Here is a 23,471-nt window from a genome sequence, read left to right as displayed (position 1 = left end):
GGGCGGGCCGATAGGGTCCGCCCATGTCGGTGCCATTGACGCAATTCTCAGAAGATCAGGCCGAAGCCTTTGATACGATTGCCGAAGTGCTGCGCAGCGCTGGTGTTGATATTGAAGAAAGCATCACGACACCCCGCGCCGAAGGCGGCACCAACACCTTGGCTGTGATCGGCAAGGCCGGGTCCGGCAAAACTATGCTGCTGGCCCGCATCGCCGAAGCCTTGTCCGATGCCAATGTCGATACGATCTCTGGCGATTACGAAAGCCGGCGCCGCAAAGACCGTCGCACCCTGGCCATCCTTGCTCCAACGAACAAAGCTGCCAGTGTCCTGCGCACCCGGGGTGTCGCCGCAACCACGATCCACCGCATTCTCTACACCCCGCTCTATGATCCCGAATACGAGAAAATCGCCGAATGGCTGGTCGGAAATGCCGACCGCCCTGATGTCGAAGACCTGTCCGATTCCGCCCTCGATCGCGCCCAAGGCTTTTACCGACACACCAAATCCATCCCCGGCGCGCTGGCCGCGGCTGGTCTAAAAGGTTCCGACTTCATCATCGGCTGGAAGCGCCGCGAAGACCCGTTGGATATCGGCTTTGTCGATGAAGCCTCGATGCTCGACAAACGTCAATTCGCGGACCTGCAGGAGATTTTCCCAACCCTCGTCCTGTTCGGTGACCCGGCACAACTTGCGCCTGTGAACCAATCCGGTTCCATGGTCTTCGAAGACCTGCCGGAGCCACGTAAACTCACCCTCAGCCGGATCCACCGCCAGGAACTCGACAATCCCATACTCGATCTGGCCCATGCCCTTGGCGATCCAGATCTGACCTTCGAGGCGTTCGAACGCCAGATCGAAGACGCTGCCCGCACGGACGACCGGGTCGTCGTCGCCGAACGCGTGAATGCCGACATGATGGCTCGCTCGCCAACCCTGGTCTGGCGCAACGCCACCCGCATTCGCCTGATCACCGCCTTTCGCGGTGCATTCGACGTTCCCGATGGCGGCCTTCTGCCCGGCGAACCTCTGATTTGCGATGGTATCGAGCTGCCGTTGAAACACCGCAAGAAGCGCCTTGATCTCGAAGCGCGTGGGCTGATCAAAGGCGCACAAGTCATCTACCTCGGCCCGGGAAAACGCGCCGGTTTCTCGCGGCTCCACGTCATCGGCGCGTCCGACCCCCAAGTTTCGGCCGCCTCCATCGTCAAAATCGAAATTCCGGGCGAAGATGAACCCGCAATCCCTTTTGCCGCCAACATGGGCGCGGCCTTCCTTCACGGTTCGGCCGTCACCATCCACAAGGCGCAAGGTTCGCAATGGCCCGAGGTTCAAGTCTTCGCGCCTGATCTATACGCCGCCAGCAGCGCAGGCCGGATCGAGGCCGGCATCCCCTTATGGAAACGCCTTGCGTATGTGGCCATAACCCGCGCAGAAACCCGGCTTCACTGGGTCACCCGATACCGGTTGGCGCGCCCCGAATTTCCCCTGATCACAAGCGATCTGGCAACGCCGACCCCGGATTTCAAACTCACAGCAGAGGACCCAAAATGACAAAATCAATAATCGTTACCGGTGCCTCTTCCGGGATCGGCAACGCAACCGCCCGCCTGTTTCTGGATCACGGCTGGACGGTTGGCCTCGTCGCCCGCAGCGCCGACCCCCTCGAAGCACTTGCCGATCAATACGATACCGCCGTTGCGCTCCCGGCAGATGTCACCAACGAAAGTCATATAGACGCCGCCTTTGATGCCTTCGTCGACCAGACCGGGCACCTGGACGCGCTCTTTAACAACGCTGGCATTATCGGCCCCCAAACCACCATCGACGAGATTTCGCTAGACGACTTTCAACAAGTGCAAAACGTCAATGTAACCGGTATGTTCCTGGCCGCCCGCGCCGCCTTCCGCCATATGCGCCACCAATCTCCGCAGGGCGGGCGCATCATCAACAATGGTTCCATATCCGCTTACATGCCGCGCCCGGGCTCGACTTGTTACACGACTTCTAAACACGCCATAACGGGGCTCACACGCACACTCAGCCTTGATGGCCGGCCCATGAATATAGCCTGTGGCCAGATCGACATCGGCAACGCCGAAACTGATATGATCACCGAACTCAATACGCGTCTTGCCGCTGCTGGCGAAGACCCGGTGCCGACCATCGATGTACTGGATGCCGCCAAAAGCGTGCTTCACATGGCCAACCTGCCGCTCAACGCCAATGTGCTTTTCATGACCGTCATGGCCAATCAAATGCCCTATGTGGGACGGGGCTGAGACTGGTCATTCTTTCTGGCTAAAATACTCCGGGGAGTCGCCCAAAGGGCGATGGGGCAGCGCCCCTTCAAAAAAACGTGTGGTTTTTTTTATTCCCTTAGAACCGGATCCACCGGAAAAACGCAGACGCCATCCAACCCGCCGAAATAGCAATGGCCAAAGACATAAGCCCGTAAATCAACGGCTGCTGACGTGACAGGTTGAACAAGAACTGCTCCAAGCCGACTTTGCGAACATCCAGATACGTCTCGTGGGTATCCAGAACTTCGCCTCCCCGAGTTAGCAAAAAGCGGGTCTTATACTCGCCTTCCGTCAGGTTCGCGGGCAGGGAAATAGATGTCTTGAACAACGTCTCCTCATCCACCTCAACGGCCCCAAACTGATTGAAATAGGCGCCCTGATCGTTCTTGATCCGAATAAGCGCCTCGACGAACTCAGCCGAGTCGTCCCGTTCCAACCCAACTGCCCGGATAGCGCGATCGATCGACACGTCATGGCGCAGGTCTTCAACGTCCGAGATGACATCCGCCCAAGGACCCGACGTCGCAACCGCATAAAACGACGGAGCCTCGTCAACTTCCACCGAAGCATTGTTCACCCAAATCCCAAACCGCTTGTCTTTGCGACGGATGGTGACCGGCCCCTTCGGACCTTCAACTGTCACAATGACCTGAAGCGGTTCGCCGTCGGGCAAAGGTGCATCACGCTTCACTGCCCCAAAGATCAAAATTTCCGAACCATCGAAATTGGTGGTGATCTTAACAGTATCCTGGCTCAGGCCCGCAACAACTTCCTCGGCATGAACCGGCAATGCCATCAGCATCAACAGGGCAAAATGACGAAACATCAGTGTCCCCCCGCCGCGCCGATGGAAAACAATTCAGATGGCATGAACAACAGTTCCGTCGCCAGCTTTCCGCAAACCAGCAAAACCAACCCGGCCAGCAGAATCCTCAATTGCTCAGCTTTCAGTCGCGCCCCCAGCTTGGTGCCAACCTGCGCCCCGATCACACCGCCAACCAACAGCAGAACCGCCAGAACGACGTCTACCGTAAAGTTCGTCGTCGCGTGTAACAGCGTCGTAAACCCGGTCACGAAAATGATCTGGAATAGCGAGGTACCAACAACAACCTTGGTTGGCATTCCCAGCAAATAGATCATCGCCGGAACCATAATAAATCCACCACCGACACCCATGATCGCGGCCAAAACACCGACGAAAACGCCAACAATAACTGGCGGAATGACCGAGATATAAAGACCCGATGTGCGGAACTTCATCTTGAATGGCAGATTGTGAACCCAATTGTGACGCTTGCGCTTTGGAGCAACACCCTTGGCCGTATTGCGAATTGCATTCAGGCTTTCGATGAACATCAGCCCACCGATAATGCCCAAGAAAACAACGTAACAAAGCCGCACCAACAGGTCGACCTGTCCCATAGCTTTCAGGGCGTTGAACAATTGCACACCCAATGCTGCGCCAATCAAGCCGCCGATCAGCAGCACGGTGCCCATTCGAAGGTCCACCGTCTTCCGTCTGAAGTGCGCCAACACGCCCGAGAATGACGATGCGACGATCTGGTTCGCTTCGGTCGCAACTGCGACGGCGGGGGGATGCCTATGAAAAACAAAAGCGGAGTCATCAAGAAACCGCCGCCAACACCAAACATTCCGGACAGCACGCCAACCATGCCGCCAAGACCCAGCAAAAGAAACGCGTTAACCGATACTTCGGCGATGGGAAGGTAAATCTGCATGAGCATCCCATACGCCCGTGCCTTGGGAATGTTCAACGGCCAATTGAACATTCCCCATAAAGCCAAGTGCGACAAATCGGAGCGTCACAAGGACGCCTGCGATTACCGCTCTTTTACGTAGGGTTCGCCCCCGGCACGCGGCGGAATGGCTTTGCCGACAAATCCGGCCAGAATGACGACCGTCAGGATATAGGGCAGGGCATCCAATAGCTGCCCCGGAATGTCGGCTTGCACAACCTGTTCAACAACGTCCGGGCGCAGCGACAGCGCCTGCAGGAACCCGAACAACAAACAGGCCCAAAGCGCATACCACGGTCGCCACTTGGCAAATATAAGTGCCGCCAAGGCAATAAACCCGCGACCAGATGACATGTCTTTGACAAAGCCCGCCTGCAAACCCGTTGCCAGATAGGCCCCCGCCAATCCGCACAGGATCCCACAGATGCCAACCGCAACATACCGCAGTGCCACGACCGATACGCCGGCGGTGTCTACTGCCGCCGGGTTTTCCCCGACCGCCCGCAGCCGCAGTCCAAAACGGGTGCGGAACAAGATATACCAAGTCAGTGGGACGGTCAGGAACCCGATGTAAACCAAGATCGAGTGTCCAGAGATCAGCTCCGAATAAATCATGCCCATCGGACCGGTATCGGCCAATTGGTCTGCATAAGGCAGGGTGATCCCATTGAATCGCGCGTTCGGCCCGAACTCAGACAAAGACGGTGTTCGCCCGCCCTGGCTGAACCAGTCCTGCGCAATCAACACAGTCATACCGGCCGCAAGAAAGTTTATCGCAACACCGGAAATCAGCTGATTGCCACGGAATGTGATCGACGCCAGTCCGTGGATGATACTCAGCGCCAAAGATGCCCCGATACCTGCCAAAAGACCGATCCACACATTTGCGGTGATCGCGGCAATTGCGGCCGAGAAAAACGCGGCCGCCAACATCTTGCCCTCAAGGCCAATATCGAAAATACCGGCACGTTCGCTGAACAATCCGGCAAGACAAGCAAACAATAACGGAATTGCAAACCGAATGGCCGTGTCAGAGATTTGGAGGAAAGTCACAAATTCCATGTCCCTTACCCCTCCGCCTTGGCCGAAGGTGCATCGGCAGGTTCCTTACGGCGGAACATTAAGAACAGCCGTTCCAACGGCATCCGAACCATGTTGTCCAAGGCACCCGTGAACAAAATGACCAATGCCTGAATGACGATGATCAATTCGCGTGGGATATTGGTCCAAAGGCTAAGCTCGGCGCCGCCCTGAAACAAAAATCCGAACAAGAGAGCCGCCAACAGAACTCCAAACGGATGGGATCGTCCCATCAGCGCAACCGCAATACCGATAAACCCGGCCCCCTCGACCGAGTTCAGAACTAACCTCTCGGCTTCGCCCATAGTGGTATTGATGGCCATCATCCCGGCCAAAGCGCCAGAGATAAGCATGGCGATCATGATTATCTTTGTTGGTGAAATACCGGCATAAAGTGCCGCCGGTTCACTTTGCCCAAAGGCGCGGATCTCATATCCCAGTCGCGTGCGCCAGATCAAAAGCCAAACCGCCACACATGCCAGCAAGGCCAGGAAGAACGTAACGTTTACCGGAGCCCCCCGGAACAATGGTGTTTCAGCAGTCGAGAACATTTCCTGGAACGTCGGCAAATGTGCCCCTTCCGGGAAGTTGGCCGATGCGGGGTCCATTGAGCCTGCGGGCTTCAGGACTTCAACCAGCATATAAGTCAGCAAGGCCGCGGCGATGAAGTTGAACATGATCGTCGTAATAACGATGTGGCTGCCGCGTCTCGCTTGCAAATAGGCCGGAATAGCCCCCCATATTGCGCCAAACACCGCACCACCAATCATCGCCGCAGGAAGTGCAATCAACCAATGTGGCCAATCCACCGCCAGGCACACAAGGGCCACGCCCAAACCGCCCAAGATCGCCTGACCTTCACCGCCGATGTTGAACAAACGTGCATGAAATGCCACGGCAACCGCCAGCCCGGTGAAGATAAAGTTGGTCGTGTAATAAAGCGTGAACCCCCAACCGTTCGACGACCCCAACGCGCCGGTTACCATGGTTTCCAACGCCATCCGTGGGTCTTCGCCAATTGCAACGATCACTCCGGCCGAGATTATTCCAGCAATAATGACCGAAATCAGCGGAACTAAAATGGCGTCTGCCCACTTAGGAATAATGTCCATCAGTTATGCCCCCTGTCCCGGATTTCCGACGCGCATCGCACCACTTGACCCCTTGGCCAGGGCCGACGGCTCTGTGTCGGTAATGCCTGCCATCAACAAACCAAGCTCGCGCTCGTCTGTTTGGCCCGCGATCCGCTCACCCATGATCTGGCCGTCGAACATGACAATGATCCTGTCGGCCAGCGACATGATCTCGTCCAGCTCTACTGACACCAGCAAAATCGCCTTGCCCCGATCGCGCAGCGCTACCAATTGCTGATGAATGAATTCAATCGCCCCAATGTCCACACCGCGGGTCGGCTGACCGACCAGCAGTAACTCGGGGTTACGCTCAATCTCGCGCGCCAACACGATCTTCTGCTGGTTCCCGCCCGAGAAATTCTTGGCGTTCAGTGACGGAATAGGAGGCCGCACATCAAAGCGCTCCATCTTCTCCGCGGTGATCTTCTTGATCGCCTTGTTATCCATGAAATACTTCGATTTCTGATAAACATCGTCGTGGTGATACCCGAACGCGATGTTTTCCCAGGCATGGAAATCTAGAATAAGCCCTTCCCGGTGCCTGTCTTCGGGCACATGGGCAATCCCGCGTTGCCGGCGGGTCTGCCCGTTGGCCTTGCGTCCGGTCAGATCGATCTGGTCGCCATTGACACTGACTTTGCCCTTGGCCCTTCGATACCCGCCAAGAACCTCCATAAGTTCGGACTGACCGTTTCCGGACACACCTGCGATACCAACGATCTCGCCGCCGCGCACATCCAGGTTGATACCCTTCACCCGCTCAACACCGGCATCATCCTTGACCCGCAGGTTTTCGACTTCCAGAACTTTCGCATAAGGCGTCGCGGGCTTTTTATCGACCCGAAGCAATACTTTACGCCCAACCATCAACTCAGCCAGTTCTTCCGGCGACGTGTCACGCGTCTTTACTGTCGCGGTCATCTGCCCGCGTCGCATTACACTGACCGTGTCGGTGACGTCCATAATCTCGCGCAGCTTGTGCGTAATCAGGATGATGGTTTTACCTTCATCCTTAAGACCGTTCAAAATGCGGAAAAGGTGGTCAGCTTCTGCCGGGGTCAGAACACCGGTTGGTTCGTCCAAGATCACATTGTCGGCTTTGCGATACAGCGCTTTCAAAATCTCGACACGCTGCTGCAAACCCACGCTCAGCTTCTCAATCTTCTCATCCGGGTTGACGCTCAATTCATAATCATCGGCCAACTGCGTCAGCAACTTACGTGCACTGCGCAATGACGGCTTCAGACGCGGTCCATCTTCGGCACCCAAAACTACATTCTCGAGAACTGAAAAATTCTCGACCAGCTTGAAATGCTGGAAAACCATACCGATGCCCGCAGCAATGGCCGCCTGGCTGTCCGGTATCTGAGTTTCTTTTCCATTGATAAATATCTGGCCCTTATCAGCTTTGTAAAAGCCGTAAAGAATTGACATCAAAGTGGATTTTCCAGCGCCATTTTCGCCGATAATGCCATGGATCGTCCCAGGCATAACCTTGATCGAAATGTCTTTGTTGGCCTGGACCGGCCCAAAGGCCTTGGAGATCCCTTTGAGTTCGATCGCTGCAGCGTCGCTCACGTCACCCACCTCCGCCGTCTTTTTAAAAGAAGGCCGCGCCGGTTGCTCGGCGCGGCCGATTTTCTTAATCTAAGCAGGTCTTAGAATTCGTGAACCGGGCAGCTGTCGTTCGTGTAATAAGCCGCAACCTCAAGCTCGCCAGAAATGATCTTGGCTTTCGCTTCTTCTACGGCTGCGATCATGTCAGCTGTAACAAGCGATTCGTTGAATTCGTCAACAGCGTAACCAACCCCATCGTTGTCCAGGCCCATCACGGAAACACCGGACTCGAAGCCGTCAACGCCGTTTTCGAACACGTCATAGACAGCGTTATCAACGCGCTTCAGCATCGATGTCAGAACCGAACCTGGGTGCAGGTGGTTCTGGTTCGAGTCAACGCCGATCGACAGAATGCCTTCGTCTGCTGCCGTCTGAAGCACACCAACGCCGGTGCCGCCAGCGGCAGCGTATACAACGTCAGCACCCTGGCTGATTTGCGCCTTGGTCAACTCGCCACCTTTCACCGGGTCATTCCATGCAGCAGGCGTTGTGCCTGTCATGTTGGAAACCACAGTGATGTCCGGGTTCACAGCTTTTGCGCCTTGGGCATAACCGCAGCCAAAGTGACGGATCAAGGGAACGTCCATACCACCGATAAAGCCAACCGTGCCGGTTTCGGACTTCATCGCAGCCAGCATGCCAACCAGATAGCTGCCCTGATGCTCAGCAAAGCTGATCTGACGCAGGTTGCCGATGTCCAGCCAGTTCACGTCGATGATAGCGAACTTAGTGTCGGGATAGTTGGGTGCAACTTCTTCGACGGTCGAAGCGTTCTGAAAGCCCAGAACAACAATCGGATTGAATCCGGCTTCGGCTAGACGCGTCGCGAACTGCACGCGCTGCGCTTCCGAAGTCACTTCGATCTCGCGGTATGAATTGCCTGTGTCTTCAGCCCAGCGTTTCGCACCGTTGTAGGCGGCTTCGTTGAAGGACTTGTCGAACTTTCCGCCCAAGTCATACATCAAAGCAGGCTCGGCCATCGCTGCACCGGCGCTCATCGCCATTGCCGCTGTCGCGCCCAAAATTTTCTGCATAAGGGTCATTTGGTTTCTCCCAGGTTACTCTTTTTTCGTAAGCGCCTAGGGCGGATTTCACCCACGGCACCCGTTTTTTGTCCGATTAACGTCGGATCACCCCCGATTAAGGACTTGGCGCAGAAGGGGGTCAATAGGATTCTTGGGGTTGACGGGCAGACTCTGCCCGGTTTCGCGGCAAACGACGTAAAGTCAGGCGATCACAATGGTTTTTTGCATCAGGACCGCATCAACCGGGGTGTGTGCATCTGAAGCGTAGTATCCTGTGCGCCGCCCACTTTCGATATAACCAAAGCGGTCATAAAGTCCGCGCGCAGGCGCGTTTGTCGCTGCAACCTCTAAAAGGGCCCGCTTCGCACCAAACATTTGTGCCTGTTCTTCAAAATCCCGCAAACAACCTGCGCCAATGCCACGACGTTGCTGGTGCGGTTCCACAGCCAGTGTCAGCAACTCAACTTCGTCCAGAACTACCCGACCCAAAGCAAACCCGGCTTCTCGGTCAACTGAAAACATGCCCGGCATCATCAGCATGTCCGCGAACTCGTCCGTGGTCCAGGCCCGGGGCATCACCATTGCCCGGCTGTGGATTGTCGCCATCGCTTCTGGCGTCACGGCAAAATCACCGGCGGCGGATCGGACGGCGGTGCTGCATCTGCCGGTCGAATATAAAGTGGGGCAGGGCGCGGTATTTCATCTCCGCTTGCCAACCGTTCTGTCGCAATTGCGGCCAAAACTTCAGGCGCGCGCTTCCAGTCCACATCTGCATCCGACCAGGGATACAAATCCGTGGCACCGCGCCCATAGGCAAGCATCAGGTATTCGGCATAAGGCCCCAGAAGCTCGGTTCCGACCGGCGGTGTGGGCAGTTCGCTTTCCAACCAATGTGGGCTGTCGCGCTCTAACACAATCGGTTCGGATGCCGCCTGCGCGCTTTCGAAATGCTGCATGTAAATCGAGTTTCTGGGACCGGGCAGCGTCACGATCTGTCTTCCGGGTCCGCCCGCCGCTACCGGCCCCCGCGCAATCTCAAACGACGAAACGCCAATGGCCGGAATGCCAAGCGACAACGCCAAACCCCGCGCCGCGCTTACCGCAATCCGAATGCCAGTAAAATTACCTGGCCCAATCCCGACAGCAATCGCATCCAGCTCTTCCCAGACCGCGCCCTCATCTGCCAAAACAGCTTCAAGCAGGGGAAATAGAGCTTCCGCCTGCCCCCGCGCCATCTCCTCATAGCGTGACGAAACACTCACACCGTCAATAACGAACGCAACACTCAAATGCAGTCCGCTGGTGTCAAACGCCAAAATCCGGCTCATCCCCGGCCTCGTTGCAAAACGGCCCGCGCGGTCCCGGCAATTCTTTCAGCGTTGTCTTCAATGTGAAGCCAACCTAGCGCCTCATCTACATGGCAATGCGTTTCAGGGGCGAGTGCACCCGCCTGATCCAACAATCCCAGCGAGACATAGATCTGTCCGGGCAAATATGCGTAACGACCCAAAACAGGCGATCCACAATCCCCGCAAAATGACCGCTCGACACCGTCGCTTACCGATACCGATGTCAGTTTTGCACCAGAAATCTGCACATCGCCTTCGGAAAACGCCGCGAACGCCGCCACGGGCGCGCCCGTCACCCGCCGACAGTCAACACAATGGCAATAGGCGACTGATTGAGGCGGCGTTGACGCCTCAAGATGAACAGCTCCGCAATAGCAGCGCCCGGTAATTGGAAATATCAGTTCGCCCACGTCATCAGGCTGCGACTGGGCGCACCTCAAGCACTTCGGGGATATAGTGGCGAAGCAGGTTCTCGATCCCCATCTTCAGCGTCAAAGTCGAAGACGGACACCCGGCACAGGCCCCCTGCATATGCAAATAGACCACGCCACGATCAAAGCCGTGAAACACGATATCGCCACCGTCCTGCGCCACCGCCGGCCGCACGCGCGTATCCAGCAACTCTTTGATCTGATCGACAATTTCGCCGTCTGGCCCATCATGGTCGGCATGTCCCGTCTGACCGCCGCCTTCACCGTCGATCACCGGTTGACCGGATTGGAAATGCTCCATGATAGCGCCCAGAATGGCCGGTTTCACATGGTCCCAATCGGTTTCTTCCGACTTGGTCACCGTCACAAAGTCCGTCCCGAAGAACACACCGGTCACCCCGGAAATCGTGAACACACGCCGCGCCAATGGTGATTTCTCGGCCGCCTCAACGGTCGGAAAATCTGCCGTTCCCATCTCCAGAACAGCCTGCCCCGGCAGGAATTTCAGCGTCGCCGGGTTCGGCGTCGATTCCGTTTGAATGAACATCGCATCGGTCCTTTCGAATGAACTTCAGATATGCGAGCCGCGGCCCCAAGTGTCAAGAACTTGGAACCATTCTAAATCGACCCCAATTCTTCTTCTGATCTCTAAATACTCCGGGGTGAGGGTGCGAAAGCACCCGAGGGGCAGCGCCCCTAACCCTGGCCTAAGTAATCGCTTCCAACTTCTCTTTGGAAAGTTCACCCGGCACAATCGTCACCGGCACCGGCAAATCCCCGAACCGCCGTGCCAGATCCGAAATAATCGGTCCCGGTCCGCGCGTATCTGACGAGGCACCCAATACCAGAACCCCAACTTCGCCGTCTTCTGCGATTTGCGACATGATCTCCGGCACAACCTCGCCTTCTCGAATGATTAACTCCGGGTCTACGCCTTGCTTGTCACGCATCCACTTCGCAAACACTTCGAAATGGGCGTGAATCCTTTCGCGGGCCTCTTCGCGCATGATATTGCCGACACCGATCCAGTGATTGAACTCGTCCGGCGGGATCACAGACAGAACCTCAACGCCACCGCCCGTGTGCGCTGCCCGCATCGCCGCAAAACGCATGGCGTTCAGACACTCACGACTGTCGTCCAGAATAACTAGGAATTTACGCATGTTTGCCCCTTCCTCATCCGATCATGCGGTTTCCCGCAAAGCCTGTCTACGCCTGTCACCCAATTCGTTGCCCGGCACCAGCTTTTTCCGCCACCTTCAATGCCAGGGCGGCTGCGGCATAGTCGCCCAAGGCGAGCCCTCTAAAGATAAATGCGTTTGGCCGATCTTGAGGCACTGAAAATTCAGAATTCACCACAATTCCCGTCAGATCATCTTTGATCAGGTCAGCAGAAACCATTGGCTTTTCAGCCGCTCTTTCCTGCTCCAGATCATCGACAACAATCCCGCCAAAGGCAGTCGCCGAGGTGTCTTTCCACGGAATAAACAGATCAGTAACCGCAGCAAACGCCCCTGGTTTCAGCAAATTTGCATCCAAAAAAGGCTTGATCGAATAATCCAGCGTAATCGACGTCACAATCAAATCCGCCAAGGGCAATGCTACATCCGGCGTCGTCTGCTCTGCTGTCAATCCCATGTCCCGCGCTTCGCCACAAAGCCGATCAACATTCGCACCACCGCGCCCAATCACATAAATTTTCTCCAGCGGAAACATTGCATTGAATGCCGCCAGATGGCTCGATGCCTGCACGCCACAGCCAACAAAGGCCGCGCTCTTGGCTTTGGGATCGGCCATTCTTCGTGCTGCAACCACTGACAAAGCCGCCGTTCGAACCGCAGTTACCCAATTGGCGTCCATAACGGCGCGCAAGCGCCCGGTTTCGGCATCCAGCACCATGATTGCCCCGGTGATTGCGGGAAGATCGCGCCCGGCATTTTCCGGATAGACGCCTACCGCCTTCAACACCGTCAATCCGTCATCCCCAACGGCCAGAGTCGACATCATATATCGCCCATCTCCCGGCATGATCGACGATTTCGGTGTGGTGTGCAGGCGACCTTCTGACTTGGCGATCAGTGCAGCTTCAACCGCATTCGCGACTTCGGGTGGTTCAATTCCAAGTCCCGTAACATCTTCATCTGAAAGAAATATATGTCCCAATGTTAATTCCCTCAGCCCTTGTCCGACAACGCCCAGTCCCAATAAAGCTCGCGCAATCGACGTGCCACTGGTCCAACTTGATAGTTTACTCCGTCAAATTCGGTTACCGGCGTAATCTTCGACATATTGCCGGAAACGAACACTTCGTCCGCGCCATCGAAATCTTCGAAAGACAGCGTTGATTCATGAACCTTTATGCCTTCATCGGCCAGATTGGCGATGTGACGCGCGCGCGTGATCCCCGCAAGAAAAGTGCCGTTGGCAACCGGAGTGAATATTTCACCGTCCTTTACCATAAATACATTGGCTGTCGCCGTTTCGGCCACATTGCCCTCGGCATCTGCTGCCAACGCATTTGCGTATTCCTTGGTCTTCGCTTCTGCCAGCATTCGCGCATTGTTCGGATATAAACATCCCGCCTTGGCATTCACGACAGAGCTTTCCATCACTGGCCGACAGAACCGGGTTCGCGTCAACGTCGTGGTTGCATCCGCCGGTGGCATTGCCGCGACTTCCAGACAGAGGGCAAACTCTGTGCTGCCGTCAGTTTCCACAACGCTTCCCAATGCACCAACGCCCCAGTACATGGGTCGTATGTACACAGCCGCATCCGGGGGCAGGGTGGCCAAACCTTCGCGTGTGATGTCCACCATTTCGGGTGCCGAGATGGTTGGTTCCAGCATCAAAGCTCGTGCCGAATTGTTCACACGCTCGCAATGGGCCAACAAATCAGGCGACACGCCCTCAAATTGCCGCGCGCCATCAAACACAGTTGTTCCTAACCATGATCCGTGATCAGCGGCACGCATAATAGCAACATCGCCGTCATGCCATGTGCCTTGAAAATAGGTCTGCGTGTTGCTGCCAAATGCCATAAGCGGCCCTCCCGAAAGACGAACCCTAGGCACATGCCATTGGACCGTCCAGAGCAGAATGACCTGATGTTGCGCTAGGGTTAGCTCTCCAGACCGTCAGCCATCAATGCCTCGACATCTAACGGCTGGTTGATCAACTTCACGACCCCTGCATCGTCCCTTTCCCAAAACTCTTGTGCCCGATCCCAGTAAAGCTCGATCCCGTTGCCGTCAGGATCGTCGAAATAAACTGCTTCGCTCACGCCATGATCCGCCGCGCCATAAATATTGACGCCCGCTTTTTTCACCTCGGCTACCGCTCGTCCCAATGCCGGACGATCTGGATAGACAAAGGCCACATGATACATACCTGATTGACCTTCTTTCGGCACGGGCGCGCCGTCCAGCGAATGCCATGTATTCAGACCTATATGGTGATGATAGCTACCAGCGGCCATGAATGCGGCATGCTCGCCATATCTGAGTTTTAATTCGAACCCCAGAACGTCCTGATAAAACGCAATCGAACGCTCCAGATCGCTAACTTTCAGATGAATATGTCCAACACGGGTTTCGTCAGGGGCTTTGTATGTCATCGGAGTCTCCTACATTTCCCTAATTAGGGCGCGTCGGTTGGTGAGTAATTCCATAAAAGCCAACCATGCCTGTGCAGGAAAAGAAAGCCCCCGGGCTTCGGGGGGCCCAGGGGCAAGAAGAGGACAATGAACCGCTCCCCGTCATGTAAGAGCGCATATGTGACCGCTGCCAGGGACGTTCAGCATGGTCAGCTGAGGGAACAGTCAGCAAAGTCGTGTCCTCACCTGATGCCTTCTAGGTCGATTCCACTACGCTTTTGTGACAGCCAGCCCCAAAGCTCAGTAATGCGGCGGCCGCTCGTCCCCGAACACAACCCCGCCACCACCATCAGCTTCCCGCGCCGCTTCGCGCTCCATCAACATCGCCACCCGGCGCACCAGCAGATCAACCTCATCGGCCTGTTTCGCCACCACACCGCTCAACTCATCCACAATGCGCTCCAGATGCGCCACGCGCTCTTCGATTTCCACACTCATCTTCGTCCTCCTTGCTCCCCCGAAGGCCACGGGCTAAACCGCCCGCGACTGTGAAAGGGATGGCCATGGCCAAAACCAAAAAGACCCCGCGTCCCAAGGCACAAACGCCAAAGGGCTTTCGTGACTACTTCGGCGCTGACGTCGCCGAACGCAAGGCGATGCTGGATGCAATCGCCGGGGTCTATCATGCACATGGCTTTGATGCGCTGGAAAGCTCCGCCGTTGAAACGGTCGAGGCGCTGGGCAAATTCCTCCCCGACGTTGACCGCCCCAACGAAGGCGTCTTCGCCTGGCAAGAGGACGATGACGAGAACTGGCTGGCGCTCCGCTATGACCTGACCGCGCCCCTGGCGCGCGTCTACGCCGAACACAGAAACGATCTGCCAACCCCCTACCGCCGTTACGCAATGGGCCCGGTCTGGCGCAACGAAAAACCCGGCCCCGGCCGCTTCCGCCAGTTCTACCAATGCGACGCGGACACCGTGGGCACGGCTTCAGTGGCCGCCGACGCCGAGATCTGCATGATGCTGGCTGACGCTCTTGAGGCTGTCGGGATTGAGCGTGGCGACTACGTCATCCGCATCAACAACCGCAAAGTCCTGAACGGAGTCCTAGAAGTCGCAGGCATCGCCGAAGACGACGAGCGAACTCGTGGCATTGTCCTGCGCGCAGTTGATAAACTGGATCGTTTGGGTCTCGACGGAGTAAGCGCGTTGCTCGGCGAAGGCCGCAAAGACCCAAGTGGCGACTTCACAACCGGTGCGGGACTGAGTGAAGCAGCTGCAAGTCATATTATTGCGTTTCTAAAATTCGGGCTCCAGATGCGATTTGGCCCAGACTGGGAAAAGGCGCAACGGGGCGAAGAATTCGTCAAGCCACTAACCGGCCAACCGGGAACTCTTGGTGACGGGACATTCGTGCTCGGTAATAAAGGCTCAATTGGATTTGGTCGAAGTATCGTAGAAGAATCCGAGATCGGACGAGTTGGGTTCGATGAACTCGAACAAATCGCTGACCTCATGGCCGCCGCAGGCTACGGCCCCGACCGCATTGTCATCGACCCTTCAGTCGTCCGTGGCCTCGGCTATTACACCGGCCCCGTCTTCGAGGCCGAACTCACGTTCGAGATCAAAGACGAAAAAGGCCGCCCTCGCCAATTCGGTTCCGTCGCAGGCGGCGGGCGCTATGACGACCTCGTCAAACGCTTCACCGGCCAAGCCGTCCCGGCCACCGGCATCTCCATCGGCGTCGACCGCCTGCTGGCCGCACTCCGCGCTAAAGGAAAATCCACCTCCGACACCACCGGCCCCGTCGTCGTTACCGTCATGGACCGTGACCGCATGGCCGACTACCAGAAAATGGCCGCTGATTTGCGCGCCGCAGGCATCCGCGCCGAAGTCTACCTCGGCAACCCGAAAAACTTCGGCAACCAGTTGAAATATGCTGACAAACGCCAATCCCCCGTCGCCATCATTCAAGGCTCCGACGAAGCCGAACGCGGCGTGGTCCAGATCAAAGACCTCATCCTCGGGGCCAAAATCGCCGAAACCGCCACCCATGAGGAATGGAAAGACCAGCCCGCCCAATTCGAATGTGCGCTGGACGATATGCCCGCCAAAGTGGCTGAAATCCTCGCCCGGCAATGACCCTGAAATCCGACATCCGGGCCGAAGCCGACCGTCTGCGCGCCACCTTCCAGGCGCGCGGTGCCGAGGTCTTTGAACCCGAAATCCTGCAACCCGCGGGCACGCTTCTGGGTCTTTACGGTGAAGACATCCGCGCCCGCGCTTTTGTCACCCAGGACCCGATCCGAGGCGAAATGATGCTGCGCCCGGATTTCACTGTCCCACTGGTGCAATCCCACATCGAAGCGGACCGCACCTCCGCCAGCTACACCTATTCGGGCGAGATTTTCCGTCGTCAGGAAGACGACGATACCCGCCCCACCGAATACATGCAGGTCGGCTACGAGATTTTCGCGGGCGAAGACGAAGCCACCACCGACGCCGAAGTTCTCGCCGCCGTGTCCAACGCGCTGGCCGACCTTCCACTTGCCACCACCATCGGCGACTTCGCCATCCTCCGCGCCGCCATCAACAGCCTCGACACGCCCGACCGTCGCAAGGCTGCGCTCCTGCGCCACCTTTGGCGTCCGGCCCGGTTCCGCGCGCTCCTGCAACGCTTCTCGCGCCCGGCGCCACCGCCGCCACCGGCCCCGGACCCAAACACCCCCCACGTCGGCCTGCGCAGCCTCGAAGACATCGAGGTCCGCCGCGCCCTTCTGGCACAAGAGGCCAAAACCCCACCAATCACGGACGCCGAAGTCACCCGCCTCAACGCCATCCTATCGGTGCGCGACAAGGCCCCTGCGGCCCTCGCGACGCTTATGTCACTCGCAAATGGCGACAGTGATCTCGCCAATGCCGTCACGCGCCTGCAATCCCGCCTGGACGCGCTCGCCGATAAAGGCATCGCCCCGGACACTCTCGATTTCGAAGCCAGCTATGGCCGTACCTCAATGGAATACTACGGCGGTTTCGTCTTCGGTCTCTCTGCCCCCGACAAACTCGACTGGCCCGTTATCGCCACCGGCGGGCGCTACGACTTACTTACTGAAACCCTTGGCCAGCCCATCCCCGCCGTCGGCGGCGTCATTCGCCCCGACGCGGTTCTGGCTCTCAGGGGGTCCACGCAATGACCCTCAAACTCGGCATCCCCTCCAAAGGCCGCCTGATGGACGACACTTTCGACTGGTTCGCGCAACGAGGCGTCACTTTGGAACGCACCGGAACCGACCGCGAATACGCCGGCGCCGTCAGCGGCGTTGATGGTATCGACCTCGTGCTTCTCTCCGCCGGCGAAATCCCTCGCGAACTCGCGTCAGGCCGCATCACCCTCGGCGTCACCGGCTCCGACGTCGTGCAGGAAAAGATCGCCCGCTGGGACAGCAAAATCACACCCCTGGCCAAACTCGGCTTCGGTCAGGCGGATCTCATCATGGCCGTTCCGAAAACCTGGACCGATGTGCGCGATCTCGATGATCTCGATGCCGCTGCCGAAGCCTTCCGCCGCCAACACGGCTTTCGCCTGCGCATTGCCACAAAATACCACCGCCTCGTGCGCGCCCACCTGAAATCCGCCGGTGTCGCGGGCTATCAACTGGTCGACAGTCAGGGGGCAACCGAGGGCACAGTCGCCAACCTCACCGCCGAAGCCATCGCCGACATCACCTCGACCGGGGCGACACTCGACGCCAATCACCTGAAGATCATCGGCGATGTCATCCACGCCAGCCAGGCGACATTATTCCAGTCGACGACGGCTACGTTGACGCCAGAGGACCAGAGCAATCTTACCGTGCTTCTGAAAAAGCTCGACATCTGATCCACGGGGCCAAACCCCGTCCATTATCGGCCCATAAATATCCCCGCCGGAGGCATGCGGGCATCCGCCCGCACCCCGGATTTCGTGTCGAAATCCGTTGCTAAGTCGTTAACGAAACCAAAACCCGCAGTTCGGGGGCACCGACGTAATACCGACGCGATATAGACCGGCATTTCGCGCCTCAGCGCACCCCGATCTCGGCCAGTTCAGCCGCCAGTTTCGGCGGTAAATCTTCGCTGGTGCGGCCCAGTTTCAGATCGCGCGGTGCATCTAATCCTTGCAAATATCGCCACCCCTGAAAGGGTCGTCTCTGAACAGCTTCGGTGCGATAAACCTTTGGATTCAAGACTATAGCACAGCGCCGGATGCCGTCATCGCCGATGACCTCATCCAGCCGGACAATCCCCTGACGCGCCTGAACAACCCCCTTGATCACCCAATAAAGCGACCCGCCATCAACCAATTCAGCCTCGCGCTTCGGCCACATCCGCGTCACATGCCTCGGCAACCCATCCGCCCCCCAAGCCCGCTCTTGCTTCTGCCAATCCGTCAGATCCTCAAACGTCTCCGCGCCGACACATAGCTTGATAAGATGCAGCTTTTTATCCACAGAATCTTCCCCAGGTCACACTTCCCATCGTAGCGCATTGATGCGGGGCTTCAATATGTAGTAGTTTCGTTCTCCTAGCAGAGGATTCGCCATGACCCGCTTCGCAGCCCCGATCGCCGAGCAAATCTGGGATATGAAATACCGCCTTAAAGAGACGGATGGCACGCCAATTGACGCCTCGGTCGAAGACACTTGGCGCCGCATCGCCCGATCCTTGGCCGAACAAGAAAGCGACCCCGGGCATTGGGAAGATGTATTCTATAACGCCCTGGAAGATTTCAAGTATCTCCCGGCAGGCCGCATCACCGCCGGGGCAGGGACTGCGCGGTCGGTGACGCTGTTCAATTGCTTCGTGATGGGCACCATCCCCGACAGCATGGGCGGCATTTTCGAGATGCTGAAAGAGGCCGCGTTAACCATGCAGCAGGGCGGTGGCATCGGCTACGATTTCTCAACGATCCGTCCCAAAGGCGCTGACGTTAAAGGTGTAGCTGCAGACGCTTCAGGACCGCTGAGTTTCATGGATGTCTGGGACGCCATGTGCCGCACAATCATGTCTGCTGGATCACGCCGCGGTGCGATGATGGCAACCATGCGCTGCGATCATCCTGATATTGAAGACTTTATTTCCGCCAAAGCGGACCCGGCCCGTTTGCGGAATTTCAACGTTTCCGTTCTGGTTACTGATGCTTTCATGTCGGCGGTCAAATCCGATGCCGCGTGGGAGCTGAGCTTCGGGGGCCAGGTCTACAAGACGGTTCAAGCCGCCGATCTCTGGAACAAAATCATGCGCGCGACTTTCGATTACGCTGAACCCGGCGTGATCTTCATCGACCGCATTAACCAAATGAACAACCTCGCCTATTGCGAGACGATCAGCGCGACCAACCCTTGCGGCGAGCAACCACTGCCGCCCTACGGAGCGTGCCTTTTAGGATCCATTAACCTTGCTCGGCTAGTGAAAGACCCGTTCGGCGAAAGCGCGGTTTTGGACGAAAAAGAACTGGATGATCTCGTCGCGATCGCCGTGCGGATGATGGACAATGTTGTTGATGCTTCGAAGTTCCCGTTAGAGGCACAGGCGGAAGAGGCGCACAACAAGCGTCGCATCGGATTGGGTGTCACCGGTCTTGCCGATGCGCTTTTGATGGTAGGCCAGCGCTATGGCTCAGAAGAGGCGGCGCGTCAGACTGGTCACTGGCTGAAACGTATCGCCCGCGCCGCGTATCTGGCGTCATCGGCACTCGCAAAGGAGAAAGGCGCGTTCCCGTTGTTCGAAGCGGAAAAATTCCTGTCCAGCGGCGCGATGCAACCGATGGACGACGATGTGAAAGACGCCATTCGTAAGAACGGCCTTCGTAACGCTTTGTTAACGTCTATCGCGCCCACCGGGACGATAAGCCTCTATGCCGGCAACGTTTCTTCCGGGATCGAACCGGTGTTCGCTTATGCCTACACGCGCAAGGTCCTCCAAAAAGATGGCTCGCGCACCGAAGAGGAAGTGGTCGACTACGCTGTTCAGATGTGGCGCGACTTGTTTGGAGACAAGGCGCTTCCCGACCACTTTGTAAATGCCCAAACCCTTGCTCCGGCAGATCACGTGCGCATGCAGGCGGCGGCTCAGGAATGGATCGACAGTTCGATCTCGAAGACCATCAATTGCCCCGAAGACATCAGTTTCGAGGCCTTCAAAGACGTTTACATGCAGGCCTTTGAAACCGGTTGCAAAGGCTGCACCACCTATCGTCCCAACGCCGTCACCGGCTCCGTTCTGAGCGTCGCTGAAGACACGAAGGTGCCAGAGGTTATTGCCAAAACCGATGCCGAGCCGCCAACGCCCCATGGGGACGTCATCTATATTTCCGAGCCGTTGGATCGCCCGCAAAGCCTGGAAGGGTCTACATACAAGCTTAAGTGGCCCGACAGTGAGCACGCAATTTACATCACCATCAATGACATTGTGGTCGGCAGACGTCGTCAACCCTTTGAGGTGTTCATAAACTCGAAGAATATGGAGCATTTCGCCTGGACAGTTGCCCTAACGCGGATGATCTCGGCGGTGTTCCGTCGCGGGGGTGACGTGTCGTTTGTGGTGGAAGAACTCAAGGCGGTGTTCGACCCACGTGGCGGTGCGTGGATGCAAGGCAAATATGTGCCCTCAATCTTGGCCGCAATTGGTGGCGTGATCGAGCGCCATTTGGTTGCGATCGGATTTATCGAGGCCGAGGGCATGGGATTGAAAAGCGACCCCAGATCCGAAGTTGTAAACTTGGGTGAAAATCGCGGTCCCTCCTGCCCGAGTTGCGGTCAGTTTGGTATGCAGATGATCGAAGGATGTATGACATGTCCCAATTGCGGGCATTCCAAATGTGGATGAAATGGTCAGAGGGGCTTTGCCTCTTAGACTTTTGGCCATCATCTGGTAATATCCTAAAACAAAAGAGTTTTATTGCTTTCGGCTTGCTTCTTCTAGGTGCCGTCAGCGCCGAAGCGGAAGAGCGGAAAACCCTTGGTTGGTCTCTGGCAATTTCGAATGACTCGATGGGCGATTGGCATGATCGTTGGCAAAGCTCGTCAATTCAGAACGGGATCTTGCGCGGGCAAGACTGGACGGGGTCCGCTCCTTCAGGCTTTGGCCAACTGATGGAGTATCGCTTTCGCACAGATATTCTGACACCAGCTTCCTTGTCGTCACCGGTCGCCAGTGATCGCCGCCATGCGGGTGTTCTGGCGTTCGGTGTACACACCTACGCAGCACGTTCCGGATATGATTTGCGAGTCGGGGGCGATCTTGTGGTCGTTGGTCCGCAAACCGGAATGCTGGATTTTCAGACCGAGCTTCACGAACTTCTAGGGTTTACTATTCCGGACCTTGATAATTTTCAGATCCCCGATCAGATGCATATTGATCTGAGCGGGGAAGTGTCCCGTGTTTGGCGTCTTGGCGATGTTGATGTACGTCCGTTCGGCGAGGTCCAGATTGGTAGCGAAGACTTGCTTCGAGTTGGTGTCGACCTGACGCTTGGTGAATGGGGGCGTGGGGATTTGATGACCCGCGCAAATGTCAGTGGTCATCGGGTATCGTTTGGGCTGACCGAAACCAAGGGATTGAGCCTGGTAGCCGGTGCCGACATCGCGCGGGTTTTCGACAGCATTTATTTACCCGAGAGTTTTGGCCATGAACTGACGCCTGTTCGAACGCGTGTTCGCGGCGGCGTCCATTATGGCGGCAAGCGGGTCGATTTCTTCTATGGGCTGACCTGGCTGGGCAAAGAGTTCGAAGCCCAACCAGAAGGGCAATTTGCCGGAACTGCTCAGATTAGGTTTCGCTTCTAAGGCCAGCGGCATAGCAAGTGCGTTGCCGCAAAGACTCACTTTCCCCCAAGCTCACAAAAATTCACTTTTCGCTGGAATCAAAGGCGGTTAGCCTTCCGCAAAAGATATAAAAATATCGAGGCGGGTAGTAATGAATGTGATGACGGGCCAAAACGGCACGTATGTCATTTCGTGGTCGCAAACCGAAATTGACGGGTTTACCGGGTCGCCGCTGGCGGCACTGGCCAAAGGAAGCTCCTGGCAGTGGTCGGGTAAAACCGTGCGTGTTGACGGGGCGACAGGATTTGGCGCGGTCAATGATACAAGCAGCGAAAAGTTGCGGCGCAACGCGGCAGCGAGCGCGCGAAAGTTGGTCGGACGGGCCTTAGTTCAGGAAGGCGTGCGCACACCATTTTTGGAAGAAGACGTCGCGCTAGACCAGTCGTTTACCATTACTGATGGATCGCAAAGCTGGGTGGCAACGTTGATCGACATGCCAGAGATCGCGCGACCCTTACTAATGTTTGTTGGTGCCATGCCGCCCAAAGGTCAGCCGCTTTTGGTTTCTCGGGAAATAGAAGCGCCAGCGCGACTTTCCTACCTGCGTCAGGATCAAGAAGGGGTTGTCTGCTTCACGCCAGGCACACGTATGGAAACTCCGGACGGCCCGCAGTTGGTCGAAGAACTAGTGGCTGGAGATCGTGTCGTCACCAAAGATAACGGGGTTGAAGAAATCCTCTGGGTCGGTGATCGCCACGTGTCCGGTGCAAGGTTACATGCGATGCCGGATTTGCGACCTGTGCGTATCCGTGAAGGCGCAATTGATGAAGGACGCCCGAACGGAGATCTGATTGTGTCGCCAGACCATCGAATGCTCATTCGAGGGGCTGCGGCAATGGCCCTGTGGGGCGAGCACGAAGTTTTGGTTGCTGCCAGAGATCTGATTGACGACGCACGTGTTACACGGGACCTCTCGGCGAAGTCGGTCACCTATATTCACTTGATGTTGCCAAGTCATAATATACTGATTGCAAATGGTTTAGAGACCGAAAGTTTTCACCCGGATGCGGTGCATCTGGAAAGTGTGGACGAACAACAGTTGCTGCGCATGTTTGATGTGATGCCGTTTTTGCGCGACGATACCTCGGCATACGGGCCCATGTCGCGCCGTGTTCTGCGGCAAGCCGAGGCGGCGCTGATCACGCGGTCGCGGTAGATTCTTCGCGCAATGATTGACAGTGTTGCCCGGTCTGCGTATAGGCCGGGCTTCATTGGTGTTGGTGGACCCCGCGAGGGGATCCCTGTCAGGTTAAAGTGCTTTGCAAAGGGCACCCTAAACCAGAGGACAACGCCCTTCATAGCCGCTACCTGGCGGCGT

The 23,471-nt window shown here is 56.8% G+C and carries 23 protein-coding genes and 1 pseudogene; 8 read left to right on the top strand and 16 right to left on the bottom strand.

The features are described from left to right. Positions 1 to 23 precede the first annotated feature (23 nt). Together GKR98_08610 and GKR98_08605 are read left to right on the top strand one after the other, a co-directional pair. Complete coding sequence (locus GKR98_08610) at positions 24 to 1,553, top strand: AAA family ATPase (GenBank protein ID QMU58248.1); 1,530 nt, start codon at positions 24 to 26, stop codon at positions 1,551 to 1,553. Beyond that, the gene (locus GKR98_08605) at positions 1,550 to 2,281 is read left to right on the top strand and encodes an SDR family NAD(P)-dependent oxidoreductase (protein ID QMU58247.1); all 732 of its coding nucleotides are present in this window, start codon (positions 1,550 to 1,552) and stop codon (positions 2,279 to 2,281) included. The genes GKR98_08610 and GKR98_08605 overlap by 4 nt, the downstream gene beginning before the upstream one ends. Positions 2,282 to 2,378: 97 nt before the next feature. Here the strand turns inward: GKR98_08605 and GKR98_08600 are convergent, their stop codons facing one another. The 15 genes and pseudogenes from GKR98_08600 to GKR98_08530 form a co-directional block, all read right to left on the bottom strand. Continuing rightward, complete coding sequence (locus GKR98_08600; protein QMU58246.1) at positions 2,379 to 3,128, bottom strand: hypothetical protein; 750 nt, start codon at positions 3,126 to 3,128, stop codon at positions 2,379 to 2,381. Next, positions 3,128 to 4,041, bottom strand: a pseudogene (locus GKR98_08595) (TSUP family transporter). The gene GKR98_08600 and the pseudogene GKR98_08595 overlap by 1 nt, the downstream one beginning before the upstream one ends. A 102-nt stretch (positions 4,042 to 4,143) precedes the next feature. Next, positions 4,144 to 5,121: an ABC transporter permease gene (locus GKR98_08590; protein QMU58245.1), complete on the bottom strand. Its 978-nt coding sequence runs from the start codon at positions 5,119 to 5,121 to the stop codon at positions 4,144 to 4,146. Between the two features lie 5 nt (positions 5,122 to 5,126). Then, positions 5,127 to 6,251 carry an ABC transporter permease gene (locus GKR98_08585; GenBank protein QMU58244.1) on the bottom strand — a complete coding sequence of 375 codons (1,125 nt, stop codon included), beginning with the start codon at positions 6,249 to 6,251 and terminating at the stop codon, positions 5,127 to 5,129. A 3-nt stretch (positions 6,252 to 6,254) separates the two neighbouring features. Next, positions 6,255 to 7,850, bottom strand: a complete 1,596-nt coding sequence (locus GKR98_08580) for an ATP-binding cassette domain-containing protein (GenBank protein ID QMU58243.1) — start codon at positions 7,848 to 7,850, stop codon at positions 6,255 to 6,257. An 80-nt stretch (positions 7,851 to 7,930) separates the two neighbouring features. Beyond that, complete coding sequence (locus tag GKR98_08575) at positions 7,931 to 8,932, bottom strand: BMP family ABC transporter substrate-binding protein (protein QMU58242.1); 1,002 nt, start codon at positions 8,930 to 8,932, stop codon at positions 7,931 to 7,933. Between the two features lie 183 nt (positions 8,933 to 9,115). Beyond that, positions 9,116 to 9,520 carry a GNAT family N-acetyltransferase gene (locus GKR98_08570; protein QMU60032.1) on the bottom strand — a complete coding sequence of 135 codons (405 nt, stop codon included), beginning with the start codon at positions 9,518 to 9,520 and terminating at the stop codon, positions 9,116 to 9,118. Positions 9,521 to 9,531: 11 nt separating this feature from the next. Then, positions 9,532 to 10,242, bottom strand: a complete 711-nt coding sequence (tsaB, locus tag GKR98_08565; GenBank protein QMU58241.1) for a tRNA (adenosine(37)-N6)-threonylcarbamoyltransferase complex dimerization subunit type 1 TsaB — start codon at positions 10,240 to 10,242, stop codon at positions 9,532 to 9,534. Then, positions 10,239 to 10,652, bottom strand: coding sequence for a GFA family protein (locus GKR98_08560; GenBank protein QMU60031.1), 414 nt, complete (start codon positions 10,650 to 10,652; stop codon positions 10,239 to 10,241). Before GKR98_08560 ends, tsaB begins: the two co-directional genes overlap by 4 nt. A 25-nt stretch (positions 10,653 to 10,677) precedes the next feature. Further along, on the bottom strand, positions 10,678 to 11,241 hold the full coding sequence (locus tag GKR98_08555; GenBank protein ID QMU58240.1) for a NifU family protein: 564 nt from the start codon (positions 11,239 to 11,241) through the stop codon (positions 10,678 to 10,680). Between the two features lie 160 nt (positions 11,242 to 11,401). Beyond that, positions 11,402 to 11,857 carry a universal stress protein gene (locus GKR98_08550; GenBank protein QMU58239.1) on the bottom strand — a complete coding sequence of 152 codons (456 nt, stop codon included), beginning with the start codon at positions 11,855 to 11,857 and terminating at the stop codon, positions 11,402 to 11,404. Between the two features lie 55 nt (positions 11,858 to 11,912). Continuing rightward, positions 11,913 to 12,914: an ornithine cyclodeaminase family protein gene (locus GKR98_08545; GenBank protein QMU58238.1), complete on the bottom strand. Its 1,002-nt coding sequence runs from the start codon at positions 12,912 to 12,914 to the stop codon at positions 11,913 to 11,915. After that, positions 12,869 to 13,732 carry a branched-chain amino acid aminotransferase gene (locus GKR98_08540; protein QMU58237.1) on the bottom strand — a complete coding sequence of 288 codons (864 nt, stop codon included), beginning with the start codon at positions 13,730 to 13,732 and terminating at the stop codon, positions 12,869 to 12,871. The genes GKR98_08545 and GKR98_08540 overlap by 46 nt, the downstream gene beginning before the upstream one ends. Before the next feature lie 80 nt (positions 13,733 to 13,812). Beyond that, the gene (locus GKR98_08535) at positions 13,813 to 14,307 is read right to left on the bottom strand and encodes a glyoxalase (protein QMU58236.1); all 495 of its coding nucleotides are present in this window, start codon (positions 14,305 to 14,307) and stop codon (positions 13,813 to 13,815) included. Between the two features lie 279 nt (positions 14,308 to 14,586). Next, complete coding sequence (locus GKR98_08530) at positions 14,587 to 14,784, bottom strand: SlyX protein (GenBank protein ID QMU58235.1); 198 nt, start codon at positions 14,782 to 14,784, stop codon at positions 14,587 to 14,589. A 65-nt stretch (positions 14,785 to 14,849) separates the two neighbouring features. On the opposite strand from GKR98_08530, the gene GKR98_08525 reads away from it, so the two are divergent. From GKR98_08525 to GKR98_08515, 3 genes are read left to right on the top strand one after another with little or no spacing between them, the layout of a single operon-like run. Next, entirely contained in the window at positions 14,850 to 16,430 is a 1,581-nt protein-coding gene (locus tag GKR98_08525; GenBank protein QMU58234.1) for a histidine--tRNA ligase, read from the top strand. Further along, the gene (locus GKR98_08520; GenBank protein QMU58233.1) at positions 16,427 to 17,482 is read left to right on the top strand and encodes an ATP phosphoribosyltransferase regulatory subunit; all 1,056 of its coding nucleotides are present in this window, start codon (positions 16,427 to 16,429) and stop codon (positions 17,480 to 17,482) included. Before GKR98_08525 ends, GKR98_08520 begins: the two co-directional genes overlap by 4 nt. Next, the gene (locus tag GKR98_08515) at positions 17,479 to 18,168 is read left to right on the top strand and encodes an ATP phosphoribosyltransferase (GenBank protein QMU58232.1); all 690 of its coding nucleotides are present in this window, start codon (positions 17,479 to 17,481) and stop codon (positions 18,166 to 18,168) included. The genes GKR98_08520 and GKR98_08515 overlap by 4 nt, the downstream gene beginning before the upstream one ends. 181 nt (positions 18,169 to 18,349) lie before the next feature. Here GKR98_08515 and GKR98_08510 read toward each other — a convergent pair whose 3' ends face one another. Further along, the gene (locus GKR98_08510; protein QMU58231.1) at positions 18,350 to 18,778 is read right to left on the bottom strand and encodes a DUF1489 family protein; all 429 of its coding nucleotides are present in this window, start codon (positions 18,776 to 18,778) and stop codon (positions 18,350 to 18,352) included. A gap of 91 nt (positions 18,779 to 18,869) precedes the next feature. On the opposite strand from GKR98_08510, the gene GKR98_08505 reads away from it, so the two are divergent. The 3 genes from GKR98_08505 (at position 18,870) to GKR98_08495 (ending at position 23,309) form a co-directional block, all read left to right on the top strand. Continuing rightward, entirely contained in the window at positions 18,870 to 21,155 is a 2,286-nt protein-coding gene (locus GKR98_08505; protein ID QMU58230.1) for an adenosylcobalamin-dependent ribonucleoside-diphosphate reductase, read from the top strand. Beyond that, entirely contained in the window at positions 21,113 to 22,114 is a 1,002-nt protein-coding gene (locus tag GKR98_08500; protein QMU58229.1) for a DUF2219 family protein, read from the top strand. Before GKR98_08505 ends, GKR98_08500 begins: the two co-directional genes overlap by 43 nt. Positions 22,115 to 22,244: 130 nt before the next feature. Continuing rightward, positions 22,245 to 23,309, top strand: coding sequence for a hemolysin-type calcium-binding protein (locus GKR98_08495; GenBank protein QMU58228.1), 1,065 nt, complete (start codon positions 22,245 to 22,247; stop codon positions 23,307 to 23,309). The last annotated feature ends 162 nt before the right edge of the window (positions 23,310 to 23,471 follow it).

It is taken from the genome of Boseongicola sp. (genome assembly GCA_014075275.1).
Taxonomy (GTDB): Bacteria; Pseudomonadota; Alphaproteobacteria; order Rhodobacterales; family Rhodobacteraceae.
The sequence above is the reverse complement of the archived record's forward strand: the minus strand, read 5'-3'. Positions and strand labels throughout refer to the sequence as shown.